15 protein-coding genes are annotated in these 17,913 nt (G+C 60.3%); 7 read left to right on the forward strand and 8 right to left on the reverse strand.

The genetic code is table 11. The features are described from left to right. Positions 1-17: 17 nt before the first annotated feature. On the forward strand, positions 18-686 hold the full coding sequence (locus tag HDE75_RS05325; RefSeq protein ID WP_183675892.1) for a site-2 protease family protein: 669 nt from the start codon (positions 18-20) through the stop codon (positions 684-686). A gap of 25 nt (positions 687-711) precedes the next feature. Here the strand turns inward: HDE75_RS05325 and HDE75_RS05330 are convergent, their stop codons facing one another. After that, the gene (locus HDE75_RS05330) at positions 712-2,079 is read right to left on the reverse strand and encodes an NAD-dependent succinate-semialdehyde dehydrogenase (RefSeq protein ID WP_183675891.1); all 1,368 of its coding nucleotides are present in this window, start codon (positions 2,077-2,079) and stop codon (positions 712-714) included. 104 nt (positions 2,080-2,183) lie between these two features. Next, complete coding sequence (locus HDE75_RS05335) at positions 2,184-3,644, reverse strand: efflux transporter outer membrane subunit (RefSeq protein WP_221291757.1); 1,461 nt, start codon at positions 3,642-3,644, stop codon at positions 2,184-2,186. Positions 3,645-3,781: 137 nt separating this feature from the next. On the opposite strand from HDE75_RS05335, the gene HDE75_RS05340 reads away from it, so the two are divergent. From HDE75_RS05340 to HDE75_RS05350, 3 genes are all read left to right on the forward strand, one after another. Further along, the gene (locus HDE75_RS05340) at positions 3,782-4,876 is read left to right on the forward strand and encodes an HlyD family secretion protein (protein WP_183675890.1); all 1,095 of its coding nucleotides are present in this window, start codon (positions 3,782-3,784) and stop codon (positions 4,874-4,876) included. Continuing rightward, on the forward strand, positions 4,873-6,456 hold the full coding sequence (locus HDE75_RS05345; protein WP_183675889.1) for a DHA2 family efflux MFS transporter permease subunit: 1,584 nt from the start codon (positions 4,873-4,875) through the stop codon (positions 6,454-6,456). Before HDE75_RS05340 ends, HDE75_RS05345 begins: the two co-directional genes overlap by 4 nt. Before the next feature lie 98 nt (positions 6,457-6,554). Next, positions 6,555-7,079: a winged helix-turn-helix transcriptional regulator gene (locus tag HDE75_RS05350; protein WP_183675888.1), complete on the forward strand. Its 525-nt coding sequence runs from the start codon at positions 6,555-6,557 to the stop codon at positions 7,077-7,079. 113 nt (positions 7,080-7,192) lie between these two features. On the opposite strand, the gene HDE75_RS05355 is transcribed toward HDE75_RS05350, so the two are convergent. Beyond that, positions 7,193-9,481 (reverse strand): TonB-dependent siderophore receptor, encoded by a 2,289-nt coding sequence (locus HDE75_RS05355; protein WP_260173690.1) that lies wholly within the window; start codon positions 9,479-9,481, stop codon positions 7,193-7,195. Positions 9,482-9,617: 136 nt separating this feature from the next. Then, positions 9,618-11,300, reverse strand: coding sequence for a serine hydrolase (locus HDE75_RS05360; RefSeq protein WP_183675887.1), 1,683 nt, complete (start codon positions 11,298-11,300; stop codon positions 9,618-9,620). A gap of 194 nt (positions 11,301-11,494) precedes the next feature. On the opposite strand from HDE75_RS05360, the gene yidD reads away from it, so the two are divergent. The 3 genes from yidD to HDE75_RS05375 all read left to right on the forward strand — a co-directional run bounded on the left by yidD (position 11,495) and on the right by HDE75_RS05375 (position 13,466). After that, positions 11,495-12,028, forward strand: coding sequence for a membrane protein insertion efficiency factor YidD (gene yidD / locus HDE75_RS05365; RefSeq protein ID WP_183675886.1), 534 nt, complete (start codon positions 11,495-11,497; stop codon positions 12,026-12,028). Between the two features lie 213 nt (positions 12,029-12,241). Further along, positions 12,242-13,183: a bestrophin family protein gene (locus HDE75_RS05370; protein ID WP_183675885.1), complete on the forward strand. Its 942-nt coding sequence runs from the start codon at positions 12,242-12,244 to the stop codon at positions 13,181-13,183. An 82-nt stretch (positions 13,184-13,265) separates the two neighbouring features. Beyond that, positions 13,266-13,466, forward strand: coding sequence for a heavy-metal-associated domain-containing protein (locus tag HDE75_RS05375; protein WP_183675884.1), 201 nt, complete (start codon positions 13,266-13,268; stop codon positions 13,464-13,466). Between the two features lie 49 nt (positions 13,467-13,515). Here HDE75_RS05375 and HDE75_RS05380 read toward each other — a convergent pair whose 3' ends face one another. The 4 genes from HDE75_RS05380 to HDE75_RS05395 all read right to left on the reverse strand — a co-directional run bounded on the left by HDE75_RS05380 (position 13,516) and on the right by HDE75_RS05395 (position 17,909). Further along, positions 13,516-14,244: a glutathione S-transferase gene (locus tag HDE75_RS05380; protein ID WP_183675883.1), complete on the reverse strand. Its 729-nt coding sequence runs from the start codon at positions 14,242-14,244 to the stop codon at positions 13,516-13,518. A 20-nt stretch (positions 14,245-14,264) separates the two neighbouring features. Further along, entirely contained in the window at positions 14,265-14,684 is a 420-nt protein-coding gene (gene cueR, locus HDE75_RS05385) for a Cu(I)-responsive transcriptional regulator (protein WP_183675882.1), read from the reverse strand. 5 nt (positions 14,685-14,689) lie between these two features. Beyond that, the gene (locus tag HDE75_RS05390) at positions 14,690-17,101 is read right to left on the reverse strand and encodes a heavy metal translocating P-type ATPase (protein ID WP_183675881.1); all 2,412 of its coding nucleotides are present in this window, start codon (positions 17,099-17,101) and stop codon (positions 14,690-14,692) included. A 91-nt stretch (positions 17,102-17,192) separates the two neighbouring features. Next, positions 17,193-17,909: a FecR family protein gene (locus HDE75_RS05395; RefSeq protein ID WP_311735070.1), complete on the reverse strand. Its 717-nt coding sequence runs from the start codon at positions 17,907-17,909 to the stop codon at positions 17,193-17,195. Between the last annotated feature and the right edge of the window lie 4 nt (positions 17,910-17,913).

A 17,913-nucleotide genomic window follows, 5' to 3' on the forward strand; every position in this document is an offset into this window, starting at 1 on the left:
TTCTCCAGCCCCCAACCATGCATCCGGCCTTACAAATACTCGTTTTCACCGCACTCTTTGCCATCCTTCATCTTGCCATCATGGTGTTCTGCGCCCGCTGCCTGGGCCTCGTCATCCGCAGTATCACCTTCGGCATCGGCCCTACCCTCTATGCGCAAGGCAAGCTGAGTATCAAGGCGTTGCCCTTTTCGGGCAGCCTGACATTGAAAGACTCGCGGGAGGAAACGCTGGAAACGAATGAGTGCCTGGATGCATTTAATTTCCAGCCATTATGGAAGCAAGTACTGCTGCCATTGAGCGCACCCCTCTGTTTGCTGCTGCTGTCCTTCGGTTTGCTGGGCATGCAGGGATGGACCAGTTTTCTATCGGCATTTGTCCAGATCATCGATGGCGCGCTGGCGCCTTTGTCCACGGCGCAGGATTATTTGCATGCCTGGGATACTTACGCCACCACGCACACCCTGCCTCTGGCGTTTGCACTGCTCACCACCAAGCTGTGTGCGTTTAATTTGTTACCCTTCGCTGGCTTGAACGGTGGACAAGCCTTGCTCAATCTTTTGCGCTGGGGCAAGCCTGATGCACCATGGCAAGCATCTGCCATGATCTGGATGCTCATTCCCGGCCTTGCTATCCTGGCCTCCTGGGTTGCGGCACTCGCTTATCACTTCTTGCAAACAATCATATAGCGAGTGGCCGCAACGTCTGGATAAACTACCCGACCAATACCAGTTTCCGGTTCACGAATTCCATGATGCCCAGGTCGGACAATTCACGGCCGTAACCGGAATTCTTGACGCCACCAAACGGCAATTCCGGCGCCGTCACGGCTGGCGAATTGATGAATACCATGCCTGTATCGATCTGGCTGGCGATGCGTTTTCCGCGCGCAATGTCTTTCGTGATGACCGTGCCGCCCAAGCCGAAGGGCGAATCATTGGCCAGGGTGATCGCCTCTTGCTCATTCTTGACGCGGAAAACCATCGCCACCGGCGCAAAGAATTCCTGGTAATACACAGGGTTTGATGGCGCCACATCGGTCAGGATGGTCGGCTCCATGAAGTAGCCGTTACGGGCGATGCGCTTGCCACCCAGAACCACCTTGGCGCCGCCCTCGAGCGCCTGGCCTACTTGTTTCAAGGCCAGTTCCAGCGCCGCCTGGCTCGACATGGGCGCCAGGGTGGTCGAGGCTTCCATCGGGTCGCCGGGCAACAGTTTTTCCAGTTCGGCCTGGAAACGTTCCAGGAATTGGCCGGCAATCTTTTCGTCGAGGATGAAACGCTTGGAGCCGGTGCACACCTGGCCGGAGTTTTGCATACGGCCGATCACGGCCAGCTTGACGGCCGTATCGAGGTCGGCGTCGTCGAGCACGATAAAGACATCGCTGCCGCCCAGTTCCATGGTGCTTTTCTTTAATGCTTTGCCGGCCGTGGCCGCCACGGAGGCGCCAGCCCGTTCGCTGCCGGTCAGCGCTACGCCCTTCACGCGCGGGTCTGCAATCGCAGTCGCCACCTGTTCGCTGCTGATGAATACATTCGTGTAGGCGCCGACCGGCGCGCCAGCATCGATGAACAATTGTTCAAACGCCAGTGCGCATTGCGGCACATTGGACGCGTGTTTGACCAGCAAGGTGTTGCCAGCCATCAGGTTCGGAGCGGCCACGCGCGCCAGCTGATAATACGGAAAATTCCAGGGTTCGACGCAAAAGATGACGCCCAGCGGGCTGATTTCAACGTGGGCTTCACCGCGTTTGACGGCTATCGATTTTGGCGCCAGGAAGGTTTCCGCATTATCCGCATAATAGTCGAGGATCTTGACGCACAGCGACACTTCCTGCTGCGCTTCCTTGAACAGCTTGCCCATTTCCAGGGTAATCAATTTGGCGAATTCATCGCGCCGTTCCTTCAGCAAGGCGGCAGCCTGCTTGACGATGGTCTTGCGCTCGGCATAGCTGCGCTGGCGCCAGTCCGTTTCATACAGATCCGCTGCCACGGCCAGCATATTGTCCAGCTGTGCATCGCTGTGGCTGGTGAAAGTTTCAACGACTTGTTCGGTGTAGGGATTGGTAGTCTGATAAGTCATGGTCTATCCTGTGGTGTGCAGTGCGAAGACAATCAGTATCCCGCCCACCAGGGATCAGGACGGTGCGCAGACGTACATAGCGCACACATCCTTGATGCTCTGCCCTACCAGCCGCCACCCAGCGCGCGGAACACCGCCACCGCCGCGCGTGCCTGGTCGGCATTGATGCGCACCAGCTGATCGCGGGCAGCCAGCAATTGCCGGTCTTCCTGGAGCACTTCATACAAGCTGCTGGCGCCGCCCAGGTAGCTTGCCTGCGCGGCGTCGCGGGCGCGCTGTTCGGCCGCCACTTGCCGCGCCACTTCCAGCTGTTCCACTTCCAGCCCGCTCAAGCTGACGATGGCGTTTTCCACGTCTTCGGTGGCGCGCAACATGGCCTTGCGATACACGGCCAGCGCTTCGGCGTGCGCGCCCTGGGCCCGCGCCACTTCAGCGTCGACCTTGCCAAAGTCAAACAAGCGCCAGCGCAAGCCCGCTACCGCTTGCGGTTGAAATGAGGCCGCCGATACCAGCCCGCTGCTGCCCAGGCTGGACAATCCCAGCAAGGCCGACAGCGACAGCGATGGGTAATACTCCGCGTTGGCCACGCCGATCAGCGCATTGGAGGCAGCCAGGCGGCGCTCGGCGGCGATCACGTCGGGGCGGCGGCGCAACAAATCGGCCGGACCTTGCGAACTGGCAATGGCTGGCGTGGCAATGTCCGGCGCGGCGCCGCTTAGTTCCCCGGCATAGGTGCCGGGCTGGGCGCCCATCAGCACGTCCAGCCGGTTCAGCTGGATATCGCGTTCCGTCATCAACGATGGAATGATCGCCTTTGCCTGCGCCAGCACGGCTTCGGCCTGGGCTGTTTCGCGCTCGGCCGACAAGCCATCGGCCTGGCGCAAGCGCACCAGTTCCAGTAATTGTTGATTGGCATCGACTTGCTGCTGCGCCGTGACGATACGGCGTTGCGCACCGCGCACGCGGAAATAGGCGTCAGCCGCTTCGGCGGCCACGGAAATACGCACGCCCAGTTGATCGGCTTCGGCCGCCTGCGCTTCAGCCATGGCGTTTTCCGTGCCGCGTTTCAAGCCGCCGGCCAGGTCCAGTTCCCAGCTGGCGCCTACACCGGCGTCGTAGATCGATTGATAACGGGCATAGCCTGGCAAATTGCTGGCGATCAGCCCCAGCGGACTTTGCAAGGACTGGTGCTGGCGGACCACGCTGGTATTCAAGTCGCCCGATGGCAATTGCCGGGCGCCCACCTGCTTCGCCACCGCACGCGCCTGGGCTACCCGCGCCATGGCCGCATCCAGATCCAGATTCTGCGCCAGCACGCGGTTGATGATGCGTGTCAATGCGGGATCATTAAAACCATTCCACCAGGTATCAAGCGCGGGCGCCGGCAAGCTTGCGCTGCGTGCATTGTGTCCATCCAGTTTCGCCTGTGCATGATAACTGGCCGGCATCGCTGTCTCCGGCGCACGGTAATCCGGTCCCGCCACGCAGCCGGCCAGCAACAGCGCCAGCAGGCTTGCCCCCATGCGCAAGCTGAACGGTTGCGCGCCATCGATACGATTATTCATTTGTCCACTCCCTGTGATGCGGCTTGTTGCCGCAAAGATTCAGTCAGCTAGGTATTTCAATATACTTGCAAACTGCAATTGACAAGTATATAGTTACTTGCAGATTGAAAGCAATATCAAATAAAGGAAACCCTGATATGAGCAGTAATACCGAGGCTGCAGCCACCAACGTCCCTCCTCCCAGCAACAAGAAACGCCACGTAATGCTGCCGCTGGCCATCGTTATCGCCATCGGCGCCATCTGGTATGGCGCACACTGGTGGCAGGAAGGGCGTTTCCTGGAAGAAACCGATGACGCCTATGTAGGCGGCGATATCACCGTCATCACGGCCAAGGTGCCTGGCTATATCGAGCAAGTGCTGGTCAGCGATAACCAGGTGGTGCACGCCGGCGATGTGCTCGCCAGGCTGGACGACCGCGATTACCGCGCAGCACTAGCTAATGCCGAAGGCGCGGTGGCCGCGGCGCAAGCGGCGCTGGCCAACCTGGAAGCAACGCGTGCGCTGCAGCAAGCGGTGATTGCCCAGGCGCACGCCGGGCTGTCCGCCAGCAGCGCCGAAACCACGCGCGCGCGTGAAGATCAATTGCGCTACCAAAACCTGGCCGCCAAGGCGGCTGTCTCCCAGCAGAGCGCGCAAAAAGCCAATGCCGACTATCAGCAGGCATTGGCGAGCGACAAGAAAAACCAGGCGCAAGTATTGGCGGCAGAGCGCGAGCTGGACGTGATCGGCACCCGCAAGCAGCAAGCCGAAGCAGCGCTGGCGCAAGCCCAGGCCGTGCGCGAAACGGCCCGTTTGAATCTCGGCTACACGGTATTGCGCGCGCCGATCGATGGCAGCATCGGCAACCGCCGCGCGCGCAATGGCGCTTACGCGGCGGCCGGCAGCCAGTTGCTGTCCCTGGTGCCGGCCCACGGTTTGTGGATCGACGCCAACTTCAAGGAAAGCCAGCTGGCCGGCATGCAGGCCGGGCAACGCGTGCGCATCGCCGCCGACGTGCTACCGGGCCATGTCTTCCACGGCACCCTGGCCAGCCTGGCGCCAGCCACCGGCGCCCAGTTCAGCGTGTTGCCTGCTGAAAATGCGACCGGCAACTTCACCAAGATCGTCCAGCGCGTGCCGGTACGCATCGCGCTCGACGCCAAGGACGCCACCCTTGGCACCTTGCGTCCGGGCCTGTCGGTCAGCGCGGAAGTCGACGTGCGCCCAATCACGGCTGCGGTGACAAAATGAGTGGCGCCAACGCTGCCCCCTGGCAACCGCAGGCGTTGACGCAAAGCCAGAAAATCCTGGCTTTCACCACCATGTGCGCGGGCATGTTCATCGCCCTGCTGGACATCCAGATCGTTTCGGCCTCGCTGCGCGATATCGGCGGCGGCTTGTCGGCCGGCGCCGATGAAACCGTGTGGGTGCAAACCAGTTACCTGATCGCTGAAATCATCGTCATCCCCATGTCGGGCTGGCTGTCGCGCGTGATGTCCACGCGCTGGCTGTTTGCCGCCTCGGCCGCCGGTTTTACAGTGGCCAGCATGCTGTGCGGCCTGGCCTGGAATATCCAGAGCATGATCGCCTTCCGCGCACTGCAGGGTTTCCTGGGCGGCTCGATGATCCCGCTGGTGTTCAGCACGGCTTTCTTTTTTTTCCAGGGCAAGCAAAGGGTGATCGCCGCCGCCACCGTGGGCGGCATCGCCTCGCTGGCGCCGACCCTGGGACCAACCGTGGGCGGCTTTATCACCGACCACACGTCCTGGCACTGGCTGTTTTTCGTCAACCTGGTGCCCGGCATATTTGTTGCCATAGTCGTACCGATGCTGGTACGCATCGACCGGGGCGACCGCTCGCTGCTGCGCAATGCCGATTACCTGGGCATGCTGCTGATGGCGCTGTTTCTGGGCTGCCTGGAATATACGCTGGAAGAAGGCCCACGGCTGGGCTGGCTGGGCGATTCGGTGATACTCACCACGGCCTGGGTTTCAGGTCTGTGCGGCATCGGCTTTATCTGGCGCAGCCTGGTCTACGCACATCCGATCGTCGACTTGCGCGCACTGAAAGACCGCAACTTCGCACTCGGCTGTTTCTTTTCCTTTGTGACCGGCGTGGGCATCTTCGCCACCATTTACCTGACGCCGCTATTTTTGGGCCGGGTACGCGGTTTCAGCGCGCTCGATATCGGGCTGGCCGTATTTTCCACGGGCGTGTTCCAGATCATGTCGATCCCGCTGTACACCATCCTGGGCAACCGGGTCGACCTGCGCTGGCTGATGATGTTCGGTCTCGGCTGCTTTGCCTTGTCGATGTACAACTTTGCGCCGATCACCCACGACTGGGGCGCCGCCCAGTTGATGCTGCCACAAGCCTTGCGTGGCATCGGCCAGCAATTTGCCGTGGCGCCCACCGTCACCCTGACCCTGGGCGCCTTGAGTCCGGTACGCTTGAAACTGGCTTCGGGCCTGTTCAATACCATGCGCAACCTGGGCGGCGCGATCGGCATCGCCCTGTGTGCCACGATTTTGAACGACCGCACCAACCTGCATTTCCTGCGGCTGGCCGAACATTTAAATGGCGGCAATGAAGCAATGAATGGTTTATTAAGCAATACGGCCGGCAACATGGTGGCCTTGGGCAACGACGACTGGACGGCGCACACAGGCGCCTTGCACCAGTTATGGGCGCTGACTTACCGCGAGGCACAAACCCAGAGTTTTGGCGATGTGTACCTGTTCATCATGGTCGCGTTCGTCATCGCCATCTTGCTCGGTCCGCTGATGCGCAAGGTGACGCCGCCAAAAGCGCCGTCAGCCGATGGACATTAAACGCCGTGAAAGTGGCGTCTGCACAGGCAAGCCGTTACAATCGGCCGCTTGTGCAGCACCACCCCACATAGCCAGTAAGCATTCAAAAGGAGCCCATCATGAAACCCACGCAATTTTCCGACATGCCGTGCCCGATTGCGCGCAGCATGGGTCGCGTCGGCGACAGCTGGAGCATGCTGATCCTGCGCGACGCCTTCCAGGGCATGACGCGTTTCGACGAATTTGTCAAAAGCACGGGTATCGCGCCCAACATCCTGACGCGCCGGCTGAACGACCTGGTCGACAACGGCATGCTGGAACGCCGTCTTTACAGCGAAAAACCGCCGCGCCATGAATACTTGCTGACGGAAATGGGCCGCTCCTTCCGGCCCATCATGTTTGCGCTCATTAACTGGGGCAATAAACACTTTTCACCGGACGGCGTCCGCATGCAGCTGGTCAACCGCGAAACGGGGGCACTGGCCGTGCCCGTACTGTTCGATGCCGAAGCGCAACAGCCCTTGACCGAAGATCATTACATGGTGGCGCCCGGCCCCGCCGCCAGCGACACCATGCGCGAGCGCCTGGCCAACGCCGAACGGCGCCGGCGCGAACGGCTGGGCCTCATAGAAAACAGCGCTTAAAAATTGACCTTCAAACTGAGCAGCGCTTCACGCTCCGCGCCACGGAAGATACCGCCAAAGTATTTTTTGTCGAACACATTGCCGATGTTCAAGGCCAGGCGGTAGCGGACTGTCTAGTACGCCACGGCAATATCAGTCAATGTGTACGGGTCGTTCATATAGATCGTGTTGGCCGTGCCGTTATAGGGCGAGGCGCCACGGTAGCGCAGGCCGCCAGCCAGCATCAGGCCGGGCACGGCCAGCGGCCGATAATCGAGCCAGACGCTGGCCGCATGCCGCGTGGTCTGCAGGGTCTGGCGGCCGATTTCGTAGGCGCGGTTGCTTTGGGTGGTGCGCGGGTCCAGATAGGTATAACCGGTCAATACGCTCAGTTCGCTGAATGGCTTGAAGCTGCCTTCCAGCTCCAGCCCCGTGGAGCGCACTTCACCGGTCTGGACGGAAGAACGCGGGTGATCCGGATCGGGCGTCGTGACATTCGTTTGTCTCAAGTCAAACAACGACGCCGTCAGCATGGTCGCGCTGCCTGCCGGCTGGTATTTCAGCCCCAGCTCCACCTGCTTGCCCTTGCGCGGATCGAACGCCTTGCCGTTGAAGTCGCGGCCCGTGGCGGGGTCAAATGAAGTAGCGTAGCTGGCATACGGCGCCAGACCATTGTCAAACAGATACAGCAAACCGGCGCTGCCGGTGGTGGCGCTGTCATCCATGCGCGTGGCCGTAGAACCTGTTTGCGTGGTGCGCGCGCGGTCGTGGCGCAGGCTGACATTGGCCACCCATTGCCGCAATTTGAACTGGTTCAGGGTATAAATACCCGTCTGCTTCAGATGCGTGTCGGTGTAGTCCAGCTCAGGCGCATCGATGGCCAGTCCATACACGGGGGCATAGATATCGAGATTGGGCACATCCCAGCCAAAACCGAGGCCGTCGTTTTCCTGGTATTTCAGGTAATCTACGCCAACGATAAAGCGGTGCTCGATGTCGCCCCAGCGAAAATCCTGCTGCGCGCGGCTATCGACGGCCAGCGTCTTGCCATCGACCTTTTCGGCCAGGCTGCCGCGCGTGGCCGTGCGGCCGTCGGCCAGCAAATCCATGGCATAGATATGCTGGTAGCCCACCTTGATGGTCGAATAACGCAGGTTTTGCGTCAGCTTCCAGCCACTTTGCGTGCTGTGTTCAAACTGATAACCGAGGGCGCGTGTGTCGCGGTCGAAATAATCGAACGATGGGTCACCCGCCGTGCGGCTGACCGGTAAATTCTTGATTTGCGGATACACGAACAGGCTAGGCCACCATGGTTTCGGCGTGCCCTGCTCTTGCGAATAGGTGCCCAAGACCGTCAGGCTGGTGTGGTCCGAAATGGCCCAGCGCAAGGACGGCGAAATCGAAACGCGGTTGTTCTTTGAATCGAGCGGGCGGTCATCGGCGTCGCGGCCCGTCATGGTGACGCGGTATAGCAGATCATCCTTGCCGCCAATCGCACCGCCCAGGTCGGCATTCAACTGGTAGCGGTTGTAGCGGCCGACCGAAAAACCCACGCTGTTGACGTGGCCGCCTTCAGGCAGCTTGGAAGTGACATTGATCATGCCGCCGGGACGGCCCTGGCCATAAAACACGGAGGCCGGTCCCTTGATCACTTCCACGCTGTCGATATCTTCCATGTCGCTATTCCAGGAGCCATAGCTACCGGCCGACAGGAATTTCAAGCCATCCTGGTAATACGAGCTGCCATCGCTGAAGCCGCGGATGGTGGCGCCCGACATGCGCACATCGGCGCCGGTCACATCCGTCAGCACGCCCGCGGTGTAGGCCAACGACTGTTCGATGCTTTTCGGCGCCTGCGTCTTGAGCTGCTCGCGCGTGACGACGGCAATCGCGCGCGGCGTCTCGATCAAGGGCGTGCCCATCTTGGTGGCAGCGGCGCTGACGGGCACATAGCCGCGCGAGACGGTCGCCGTACCCGCATCCTGGGTGGCGCTGACGGAAATCAAAGGCATCACCTTTTCGGGCGCGGTGGCGGCAGATTGCGGCGCGGCGCGCAGCACATAGCTGCCCGCTTCCAGTTCCACCGCCTGCAAACCCGTGCCTGCCAGCAAGGCGGCCAGGGCCGACTGCGGCGTATGCGATCCCTGCAGGCCAGCCGTGTTCTTGCCGCTGGCTTGCTCGGGCGTGTAGGTCAGCAAGACATTGGCGCTACTTGCCAGGCTGCGCAACGCCGGCGCCAAGGGGCCGGCAGGGATGTTGTAGGCCAGGCGCGCACCTTGCGCCTGCTGCCCCACGCTCGCTTGCGCCTGCGCCACGGCAGGTATGCTGGCAGACAGGGCCAGGCTGCAGACAGCCAGCGCGACGGCGCGGGAGATGGGAGTGAATTTTAAGGAATGATGGTGTTGCTTGCTGCGAACTGACATGTAGTGCCTCTCAAAGTAGCTACTGAAATGTTTCCCTACTTAGCAGGTGCCTTGAGAATGCGTATCGGTCAGGATCGGGGTAAAAAAAACCTGCCGGCAGCGTGGGCTGGCCGGCAGGCATGCGGAGCAACTACGATCAGTTGACGCGCTTGGCCGGCATGTCCTGCCCTTCCTGGCGCAGCACCAGTTGTTCTATCTTGCCATTGGCATCCTTGCTGAAACGCACTTCCGCATCGACTTCATTCGAGAAGAAAGCCGTATCGCTCATCGGCAACATCGTCAGCTTGCGGAAACCCGTCACCTGGGCAAAGAACTTGTCGCCTTCACGCGTCACTTCCAGGTAGACCTCGGGCGCCAGCGCATATTTGCCCACATAGGCGTCGAACTGCGCATTCGTCATGGCGACCACGGTGCGGGCCGGCTTGGCAACGCTGGCGCGCTCGAAGACCGACTTCGATTCGCCGCCGTCATTGAGGATCAGTTGCGCTTCGCCCTTCCGTCCCCGCTCAAACTCGGCCGTGGTCAAGGTGTTTTCAATCAGGAAGCCATTCGGCGAATAAGCCAGCAGACGCTGCGCGGGACGGCCCGTACGTTGCAGCAACAGATTGCCTTCGAAATTGCGGATCGTGTAGCCAGCGTTGTCATTGATTTTATACACGCCCGCATACGCGTCGAGGATGGCAGGCTTGAGCGTGATGACCTTGATCTCGGGATACGGCCGGCCGACGGCGACAGCGGCCGCCTTGCGCGCCACCACATCAGGGTCGACCAGGCCCGTGTCGGAGTTTTCCAGCACGGCCACATACACTTTTTCCTTCGGCAAGCGCATCGCATAGGTGGCAAAACCGTTGATGCCACCGCCGTGATGGATCACCGGCGTGTTTTGCCACGTGCCCAGCATCCAGCCGTAGCCATAGCGGGTAGCCTTGCCGTCGTTCAGCTTGGCCGGCGTAAATGCCTGTTGCCAGGTGGCAGCCTTGAGCAGCTTGCCTTCCGAGATGGCGGCGTCCCAGCGGGCCAGGTCATCCACGGTCGATACCAATGCGCCGGCCGCATAAGGCTGGCTCAGGCTCAGGGGCAGGTTCGGCACATACGCGTCACCCGAACGGATATGGCCGGCCGCGCGCTTGACGGGAGCGCGTTCATGGCCTTCATAGGCGGTGTCGTTCATGCCCAGCGGTACGAAAATCTGCTGCTCGACGAATGTGGCGTAGGGCTGGCCCGACGCTTTTTCAATGATGGCGCCCAGCAAGAAATAACCGGAACTGCTGTAGCGCCACTGTGAACCCGGTTCAAAGTCGAGCGGATCGTTCTTGAAGAAATCGATCATCTGCGCCACGCTCAAATCCTTGGTACTGTTGGGCACGAATTCGGGCTTGATGGTGTAGTCGTGGATGCCGGACGTGTGCGTCAGCAACTGCTCTATCGTGATCTTCTTGCCGTGGGTCGGATAGTCGGGCAGGAAGCGGGTGATGTCATCGCTCAGCGCCAGCTTGCCCTGGTCGGCCAGGATCAGGATGGCGACGGCCGTGAATTGCTTGGAGATCGAGCCCAAGCGCAGCGACATGTCGGGTGTCAAGGGCTGTCCCTCCTTGACGCTGGCCAAACCATACGCCTTGCGCAGCAGCGGCTGGCCATCCTTGACGACGATCACCACGGCGCCAGGTTCGGTGGAATTGAAATACGGAGCGATGCTGGCGTCGATCTGCGTAGCCAGCGCTTGCTGGCGCTGACTCAAGGGAGCGGGCTGGTCTGCCCAAGTGGAAGGTGTTTGCAACAGGATCAGGGTGGCGAGACAAATGCTGGAAATTTTAAACATGTAGACCACTTTCCAAAGAGGATAAACAAGCATGGCCGTGCCCTGACGGCGGCAATCGGTCTGACGTTGCGCCTTAGAAAATATTTCCAAAACGAAAAATCAGAGTAACAGACGCGCCTCTTGCAATTCTATCCATTTATCACATTGGAAATTATTCGCAAGTTATCATCTGGCGATTTTATGGCGCATGCCGTATGCTCGACCGCACCCGGCCTGGCCGCAAACAAATAGAGGACCTTATTTTCACGCTATCTGCATACAGCCAGCACCTGGCGCTGTGGGCGATACGCGCCTACCAGCGCTACCTGTCACCCTACAAGGGATTTTCCTGCGCTTACCGCGTGCGGACCGGACGCGACAGTTGTTCCGGCTATGGCTACCGCGTGATCGCACGCCACGGACTCATACCAGGATGGGCACTGCTGCGGCGCCGCCTGCATGCCTGTGGCGCGCACCATCGTGCTCATCTGGCCCAGCATCCGCCAACATTGCGCACGGCGCGGCATCGGGCCCAGGCCGGCCATTGCGACGTCCCCACTCTGGACTGCGGCGATTGCTCTTGCAGCCTGGACGATTTATTCAACGCGATCACCCCGATGAACTGCGACTGGTCACCGGGCAAAAAACGTCCCCCATTCCGTAACAGTTACACTACGAGCCAACATTTGAAACAGCAGCAAGTGGAGCATCGCCAGAAAATCGCGCGCATGCAAGAGCCTGAAAATTAAGGCAGATGAGACTTACCTACACATTGAGATTCATTCGGAAAATGAATAACACCTATCGCAACTATGAATTTGCCGACTGCAAGGCAGCGGCCTATACTGCTGCCGTCTCCCCTACACTGCCTCCCATGCACACCCATTCCAGCCCGCGCACACAGCGGGTTTTTTGTAGCCGGCACTTGCCATTCAGCAACTTCACCTTTTCGGGAGCGCAGCATGATCGTGCGTGACCGCCCCTCGGCGTTAAAACTGTTCCTGGTCGTGCGTGGTTCCGTCCTGCCCCGCATCCGCACCACCCTGATCGTCAATACGCTGTTCGCCGCCTTCATTACCTGGTGCCATGGCACCTTGTTTGATCACAAGGTGATACTGACCACCATCCCATTTACGCTGATCGGCTTGCCGCTGGCCATCTTCCTGGGTTTCCGCAACACGGCCGCCTATGACCGTTACTGGGAAGGGCGCAAGCTGTGGGGTGAGCTGGTGCTGCGCTGCCGTAACTTTTCGCGCCAGTGCCAAAGCATGATACGCAGCGACACACCGGCCCACGCCAAACTGGGCCTGGACGATGTGCGCGTACGCATGATTTACCGCACCATTGCCTTTTGCCATGCGCTGCGCCATCAGTTGCGCGACACGCGCGACCCTGCCGAGCTGCAGCCGCTGCTGCGCCCGGCCGAGTGGGAGGCGGCCAACAAGGCATCGAACCCATCCGATTACCTGATGCTGCAAATGGGCCATGACCTCGCCGATTGCGTGCAGCAAGGCCGCATCGACAGCATCCTTGCCGCGCAAATCGATGGCACGATCAGCGCCATGGTCGGCGCGGGCGCTTCCTGCGAACGTATCCGCAGCACGCCGATTCCGTTTTCGTATTCGCTGCTGCTGCACCGCACGGCCTATCTGTACTGCTTTCTGCTGCCTTTCGGCCTGGTCGATTCGCTCGGGTTCATGACGCCCTTCGTGGTCGCCATCGTCGCCTACACCTTCTTTGGCCTCGATGCGCTCGGTGATGAAATTGAAGAGCCATTCGGCACCGATGCGAATGACCTGCCCTTGACGGCCATGTGCCGCGCGATTGAAATCAACCTGCGCGAGTCCTTGCAGGACGACAATTTGCCGCCGCCCATGAAAGCCGTCGATTTCACCTTGAATTGAAGCAGACCACAGCTTTCGCTTGACCTTGCCATCGGGGGAAGGCTTACAGTGAAAACACTTAACCATTACAGGAGTGCTTGTCATGTATCAATTGCAAGTAGAAAACATGAGCTGCGGCCATTGCGTCGGTTCCGTCACCAAGGCCGTGCAAGGCATCGATCCGGCCGCCCAGGTGCAGATCGACCTGGCAAGCAAGAGCGTGAAAGTGGAATCGTCTGGCGCGCTCGACAGCATCAAGGCTGCCATCGTGGATGCGGGCTACCCCGTTACCAGCGCACAGTAATCGCAACAGCATCATCCAGACAGCCGGCCTTTGTGCCGGCTGTTTTTATTTAGCCGTCCAGTTCAGGATAATGGCGGAAGATGCCATCCTGGTTGAAATCTATCCTGCGCTTCGATTTCAGGTAGCGGGCGATATTGGGCCGTGCCGCCACCGTATCGTGCAAGTCGAACAGGGCTGGATATTGCGGCGCCAGGCGCGCCATGGCTTGCGGAAACGCATAATGCAGCCCCGCCAGCATCTGGAATAGCGACAGGTCGCCATACGTCAGTTTTGCTCCCACCAGCCAGCCGCCACGGCGCGGATTGTTGGCCAGCACTTGCGTAAAGTAGGCAAGGAATTTGGGCAGACGAGTTTCGCGAAAATCCTGCGCGCGCTGGGCGGCGGCCTGCTTTTGTTCTTCATAATACTGATTCATCGACAGCGGATGGTGCGTATCGTGCACTTCCGTCAGCCAGTCGGCCATGGTCAGTTGCAGCTGGTTCAGCCACAGCCTGCCCTCTTCCGCGCGCGGCGCCAGGCCCAGGCGCCGCCCCAGGTACAACAGGATATTCGGCGTCTGGCCGATCAGCAACTCGCCATCACGCAGCACGGGCGGGGCATAGGCTGGATGGAGCGTGCTGCCGCCATCGAGGCAGGCCAGCACGGCCGGTACGCCCATGCCGCTTTTTTCAGGTTTACGCGCAATATCGACATACTCGGCACCCGCCTCTTCCAGCGCCAGCCGGATGAATTCACCACGCCCTTGTATCGTAGGCCAGTAATACAATTCGTAGCGCATGCGGACTCCTTTGAGTTACTTCAATGGCAGCAAGCCTTAGCCTCTTCTTTGCCAGCTAATCCCAGGCTTTGCAAAATCGGGCAATCAGGCCGGTCGTCGCCGTGGCACGATTGCGCCAGATGGGCCAGGGTATCACGCATTTCCGTCAATTCGGTGATGCGCTGGTTCAAGTCAGCCACGTGGGACAGGGCGATGTTTTTCACATCGGCGCTGGCGCGCTGGTTGTTTTGCCATAACGATAACAATTCGCGGATTTGCTCCAGCGAAAAACCCAGTCCCCGCGCCCGCTTGATGAAGCGCAGCGCATGCAAATCATTCGGCGTGTAGACGCGGTAACCGGCATCGGTACGCGCACTGGGTTTTAATAAGGTGATGCTTTCATAATAACGTATCATCTTTGCCGATACGCCAGTTTCACTTGCTGCCTGACCGATGTTCATCCTGATCACTCCTTGGTATGTGCGCTGCGCGCTGTCCAGCGGCGCAGCAACAGGGCATTGCTGATCACGCTTACCGAGCTGAACGCCATCGCCGCGCCCGCCACCATGGGGTTGAGCAAGCCGAAGGCGGCCAGGGGAATGCCGATCAGGTTATAAATGAATGCCCAAAACAGATTCTGCCGTATCTTGCTATAAGTGCGGCGCGAGATATCGATGGCGTCCGCCACCAGCGCCGGATCGCCGCGCATCAGGGTAATCCCCGCTGCATGCATGGCGACATCGGTACCGGTCGACATGGCAATACCGACGTCAGCGGCCGCCAGCGCCGGTGCATCATTGATGCCGTCGCCCACCATGGCCACCTTCGCGCCCTCGCCTTTTAGCATTTCAATTTTAGCGGTTTTATCGGCTGGCAACATTTTCGCGGCCACCACGTCGATGCCCAGCAACTTGCCGACGGCGTCGGCGCTGCCTTGATTGTCACCGGTCAACATCACCGTCTGTATGCCCAAACTATGCAAGTGGGCAATTGCCGCCTGCGCATTCGGCTTGACCTGGTCGCTGAAGGCAAACAGGCCCAGCAATTGCGATCCCGAGGACAGCCAGGAAATCGTGTTGCCCGTGTTTTCCAGGGTTTGCGCCTGGGCTGCCAGCGGCGCCATATCCACACTCAATTCCTGCATCAGCCGCGTGCTGCCCAGCTTCAAGTCCTGGCCATCGACCTGCGCCGCCAGTCCCCGTCCCGGCAAGGCTGACAAACCAGTCGCGATCAATGGCGCAATGTTACGCGCAGCAACTGCATCGAGCACGGCGGTGGCCAGGCTGTGTTCGCTACCACGCTGGATACTGGCTGCCAGTTGCAGCAAGCGCGCCTCGTCAATGCCATGCGCATGCAAGGCCGCCAGCGCAGGTTTGCCCACCGTCAAGGTGCCCGTCTTGTCGAACACCACGGTGGTGACGGCGTGCGCCACTTCCAGCGCTTCCGCATCCTTGATCAGGATGCCGTAGCGGGCCGCCACGCCCGTACCGGCCATGATGGCGGTCGGCGTGGCCAGACCCAGCGCGCACGGGCAGGCGATCACCAGCACGGCGACGGCATTGATGATGGCTGTTTCCAGCTGCCCCGTGGTCAGCCACCAGCCCAGCAGGGTCAGCAGCGCCAGCACCAGCACCACGGGAACAAAGATGGCGCTGACCTTGTCCACCAGATGCTGGATCGGCGCCTTGGCTGCCTGCGCGTCTTCCACCAGGCGGATGATGCGCGACAAGGTCGTCTCGCCGCCCACCGCCTGGGTGCGCACCAGCAGCAAACCATCGGCATTGATGGAGCCGCCCGTGACCTTGTCGCCCACATGCTTATCAACCGGCAAGCTTTCACCTGTGATCAAGGACTCATTGATCTGGCTGGCGCCTTCCACCACCACGCCATCGACGGCGACCCGCTCACCGGGGCGTATCACCACCAGCTCGCCCACCTTCACCTGCTCGACGGGTACATCCAGTTCGACATCATCGCGGCGCACGCGGGCCGATTCCGGACGCAATACTTGCAGGGCGCGGATGGCTGACGCCGTTTGCCGCTTGGCGCGCGATTCCAGCCATTTCCCCAGCAATACGAGGGTAATCACCACGGCCGCGGCCTCAAAATACAGGTGCGGCAGCATGCCTTCTGCTGTCAACCACTGGTAGACCGACAAGCCATACGCAGCGCTGGTGCCCAGGGCTACCAGCAAATCCATATTGCCGCTGCCGGCCCGAGCCGCCTTCCAGCCTGCCTTGTAGAAACGGGCGCCAAAATAAAACTGCACCGGGGTAGCCAGGACAAATTGCACGGCGCCGGGCAGCATCCAGTGGATACCTGCCCATTCCAGAAACATTGGCAACATCAGGGGAAATGCCAGGATCGCCGCCAACACGACCTTGAGGCCGTCGCGCGACGGCGTATGGGCGGGCGCATTCGATGACTTGGCCACCGGCACAGATGCCTCGTAGCCAGCCTTGGCGATGGCGGCGATCAGGGCTGCCGCATCGGCATCGCAAGTGACCTTCACACGCGCGCTTTCGGTGGCCAGGTTGACGCTGGCGCCCGCCACGCCGGGCACTTTCAACAGGGCTTTTTCCACCCGGCCCACGCAAGAGGCGCAAGTCATGCCGGCCACGTTCAAGTCTATGTCGCGCTGGGCCACCGTGTAGCCAGCCTTTTCCACAGCCGCCTGCAAGGTGGCAAACGGGATGACGGTGTCAGATATGACCTTGGCCGTTTCCGTGGCCAGGTTGACACTGGCGCCGGTCACGCCGTCGACCTTCAACAGGGCTTTTTCCACCCGGCCCACGCACGACGCGCAGGTCATGCCCTCGATGGCCAGCGCCTGCGCATGGGCAGGGGAAGAAGATAGGGACGATGCGGTCTGGTTCATGGCAGATCCTGTACGATAGATTAACTAATGTGTTCAGGATCTGCTATCCAATGATGGGAAGGTCAAGCCTTATTTAATTGCTACAAAAACATCAACGGACCACGCAATCGATCGCCGCCGCATTTTTTCCTGCCCCACCCGCAGCTGGTGCACCGCTGGGCGCGGAAAACGCGGGCGGCGGCGTGAACTGGATGTCAGGATGCGAGGGAATGATGACGGGCGGCTGCAGGATGTCCGGTGTAAAGCCGAATTGCCCTGCCGCAAAGTTTTGCGCCCCGCCCGTATTACTCACATGAATCATCCCCTCGATCACTTGCACATACAAGCCAGGCGCCAGGCTGCTCGTCGCTGCCGGTGACGGCAACACTGACGCAGGTATTCCACCGACCAGCGTCGCCGTAAAGGTGGTGCCCCGTATACCGATGGTCGCCGATGGCGTCTTCATCTCGAAACGCTCCTTGTTGCGCTTGCCCAGCAAGCCCGTCACCGAACGCAAGCCGCCCTTGAGCAGGCTGAAGATGGCATGGTCGCCATCGGGTTGCTGCGCCTCATAGCTGAACTGCTCGATGACGAAGCTGGTATTGGGCTTCAGGGTGATTTCGCTATTGTCGATCAGTTTGATAAGCGCATAGGTATCCTTTTCCGTCAGCAAGGTATCTCCCGACTCGACTTCGGACTTGATGGCCAGGATCTTGACCTTGCCATCGGCTTTCTTGGCGAACAAGGGGCCATTCAATTGCATCACCGTGCCTGCCACCTGCCCGGCCCAGGCCTGCATGCTGGCGCACAGCAGGACCAGCCACAGCAAAGCC

Source organism: Janthinobacterium silvisoli, assembly GCF_014200725.1.
Classification (GTDB): Bacteria; Pseudomonadota; Gammaproteobacteria; order Burkholderiales; family Burkholderiaceae_D; genus Janthinobacterium.

Bases quoted from the DNA above. Each gene is read 5' to 3' on its own strand.
- HDE75_RS05325 (WP_183675892.1), top strand. From the start codon at position 18: ATGCATCCGGCCTTACAAATACTCGTTTTCACCGCACTCTTTGCCATC.
- HDE75_RS05330 (WP_183675891.1), bottom strand. From the start codon at position 2,079: ATGACTTATCAGACTACCAATCCCTACACCGAACAAGTCGTTGAAACT.
- HDE75_RS05335 (WP_221291757.1), bottom strand. From the start codon at position 3,644: ATGAATAATCGTATCGATGGCGCGCAACCGTTCAGCTTGCGCATGGGG.
- HDE75_RS05340 (WP_183675890.1), top strand. From the start codon at position 3,782: ATGAGCAGTAATACCGAGGCTGCAGCCACCAACGTCCCTCCTCCCAGC.
- HDE75_RS05345 (WP_183675889.1), top strand. From the start codon at position 4,873: ATGAGTGGCGCCAACGCTGCCCCCTGGCAACCGCAGGCGTTGACGCAA.
- HDE75_RS05350 (WP_183675888.1), top strand. From the start codon at position 6,555: ATGAAACCCACGCAATTTTCCGACATGCCGTGCCCGATTGCGCGCAGC.
- HDE75_RS05355 (WP_260173690.1), bottom strand. From the start codon at position 9,481: ATGTCAGTTCGCAGCAAGCAACACCATCATTCCTTAAAATTCACTCCC.
- HDE75_RS05360 (WP_183675887.1), bottom strand. From the start codon at position 11,300: ATGTTTAAAATTTCCAGCATTTGTCTCGCCACCCTGATCCTGTTGCAA.
- yidD (WP_183675886.1), top strand. From the start codon at position 11,495: ATGCTCGACCGCACCCGGCCTGGCCGCAAACAAATAGAGGACCTTATT.
- HDE75_RS05370 (WP_183675885.1), top strand. From the start codon at position 12,242: ATGATCGTGCGTGACCGCCCCTCGGCGTTAAAACTGTTCCTGGTCGTG.
- HDE75_RS05375 (WP_183675884.1), top strand. From the start codon at position 13,266: ATGTATCAATTGCAAGTAGAAAACATGAGCTGCGGCCATTGCGTCGGT.
- HDE75_RS05380 (WP_183675883.1), bottom strand. From the start codon at position 14,244: ATGCGCTACGAATTGTATTACTGGCCTACGATACAAGGGCGTGGTGAA.
- cueR (WP_183675882.1), bottom strand. From the start codon at position 14,684: ATGAACATCGGTCAGGCAGCAAGTGAAACTGGCGTATCGGCAAAGATG.
- HDE75_RS05390 (WP_183675881.1), bottom strand. From the start codon at position 17,101: ATGAACCAGACCGCATCGTCCCTATCTTCTTCCCCTGCCCATGCGCAG.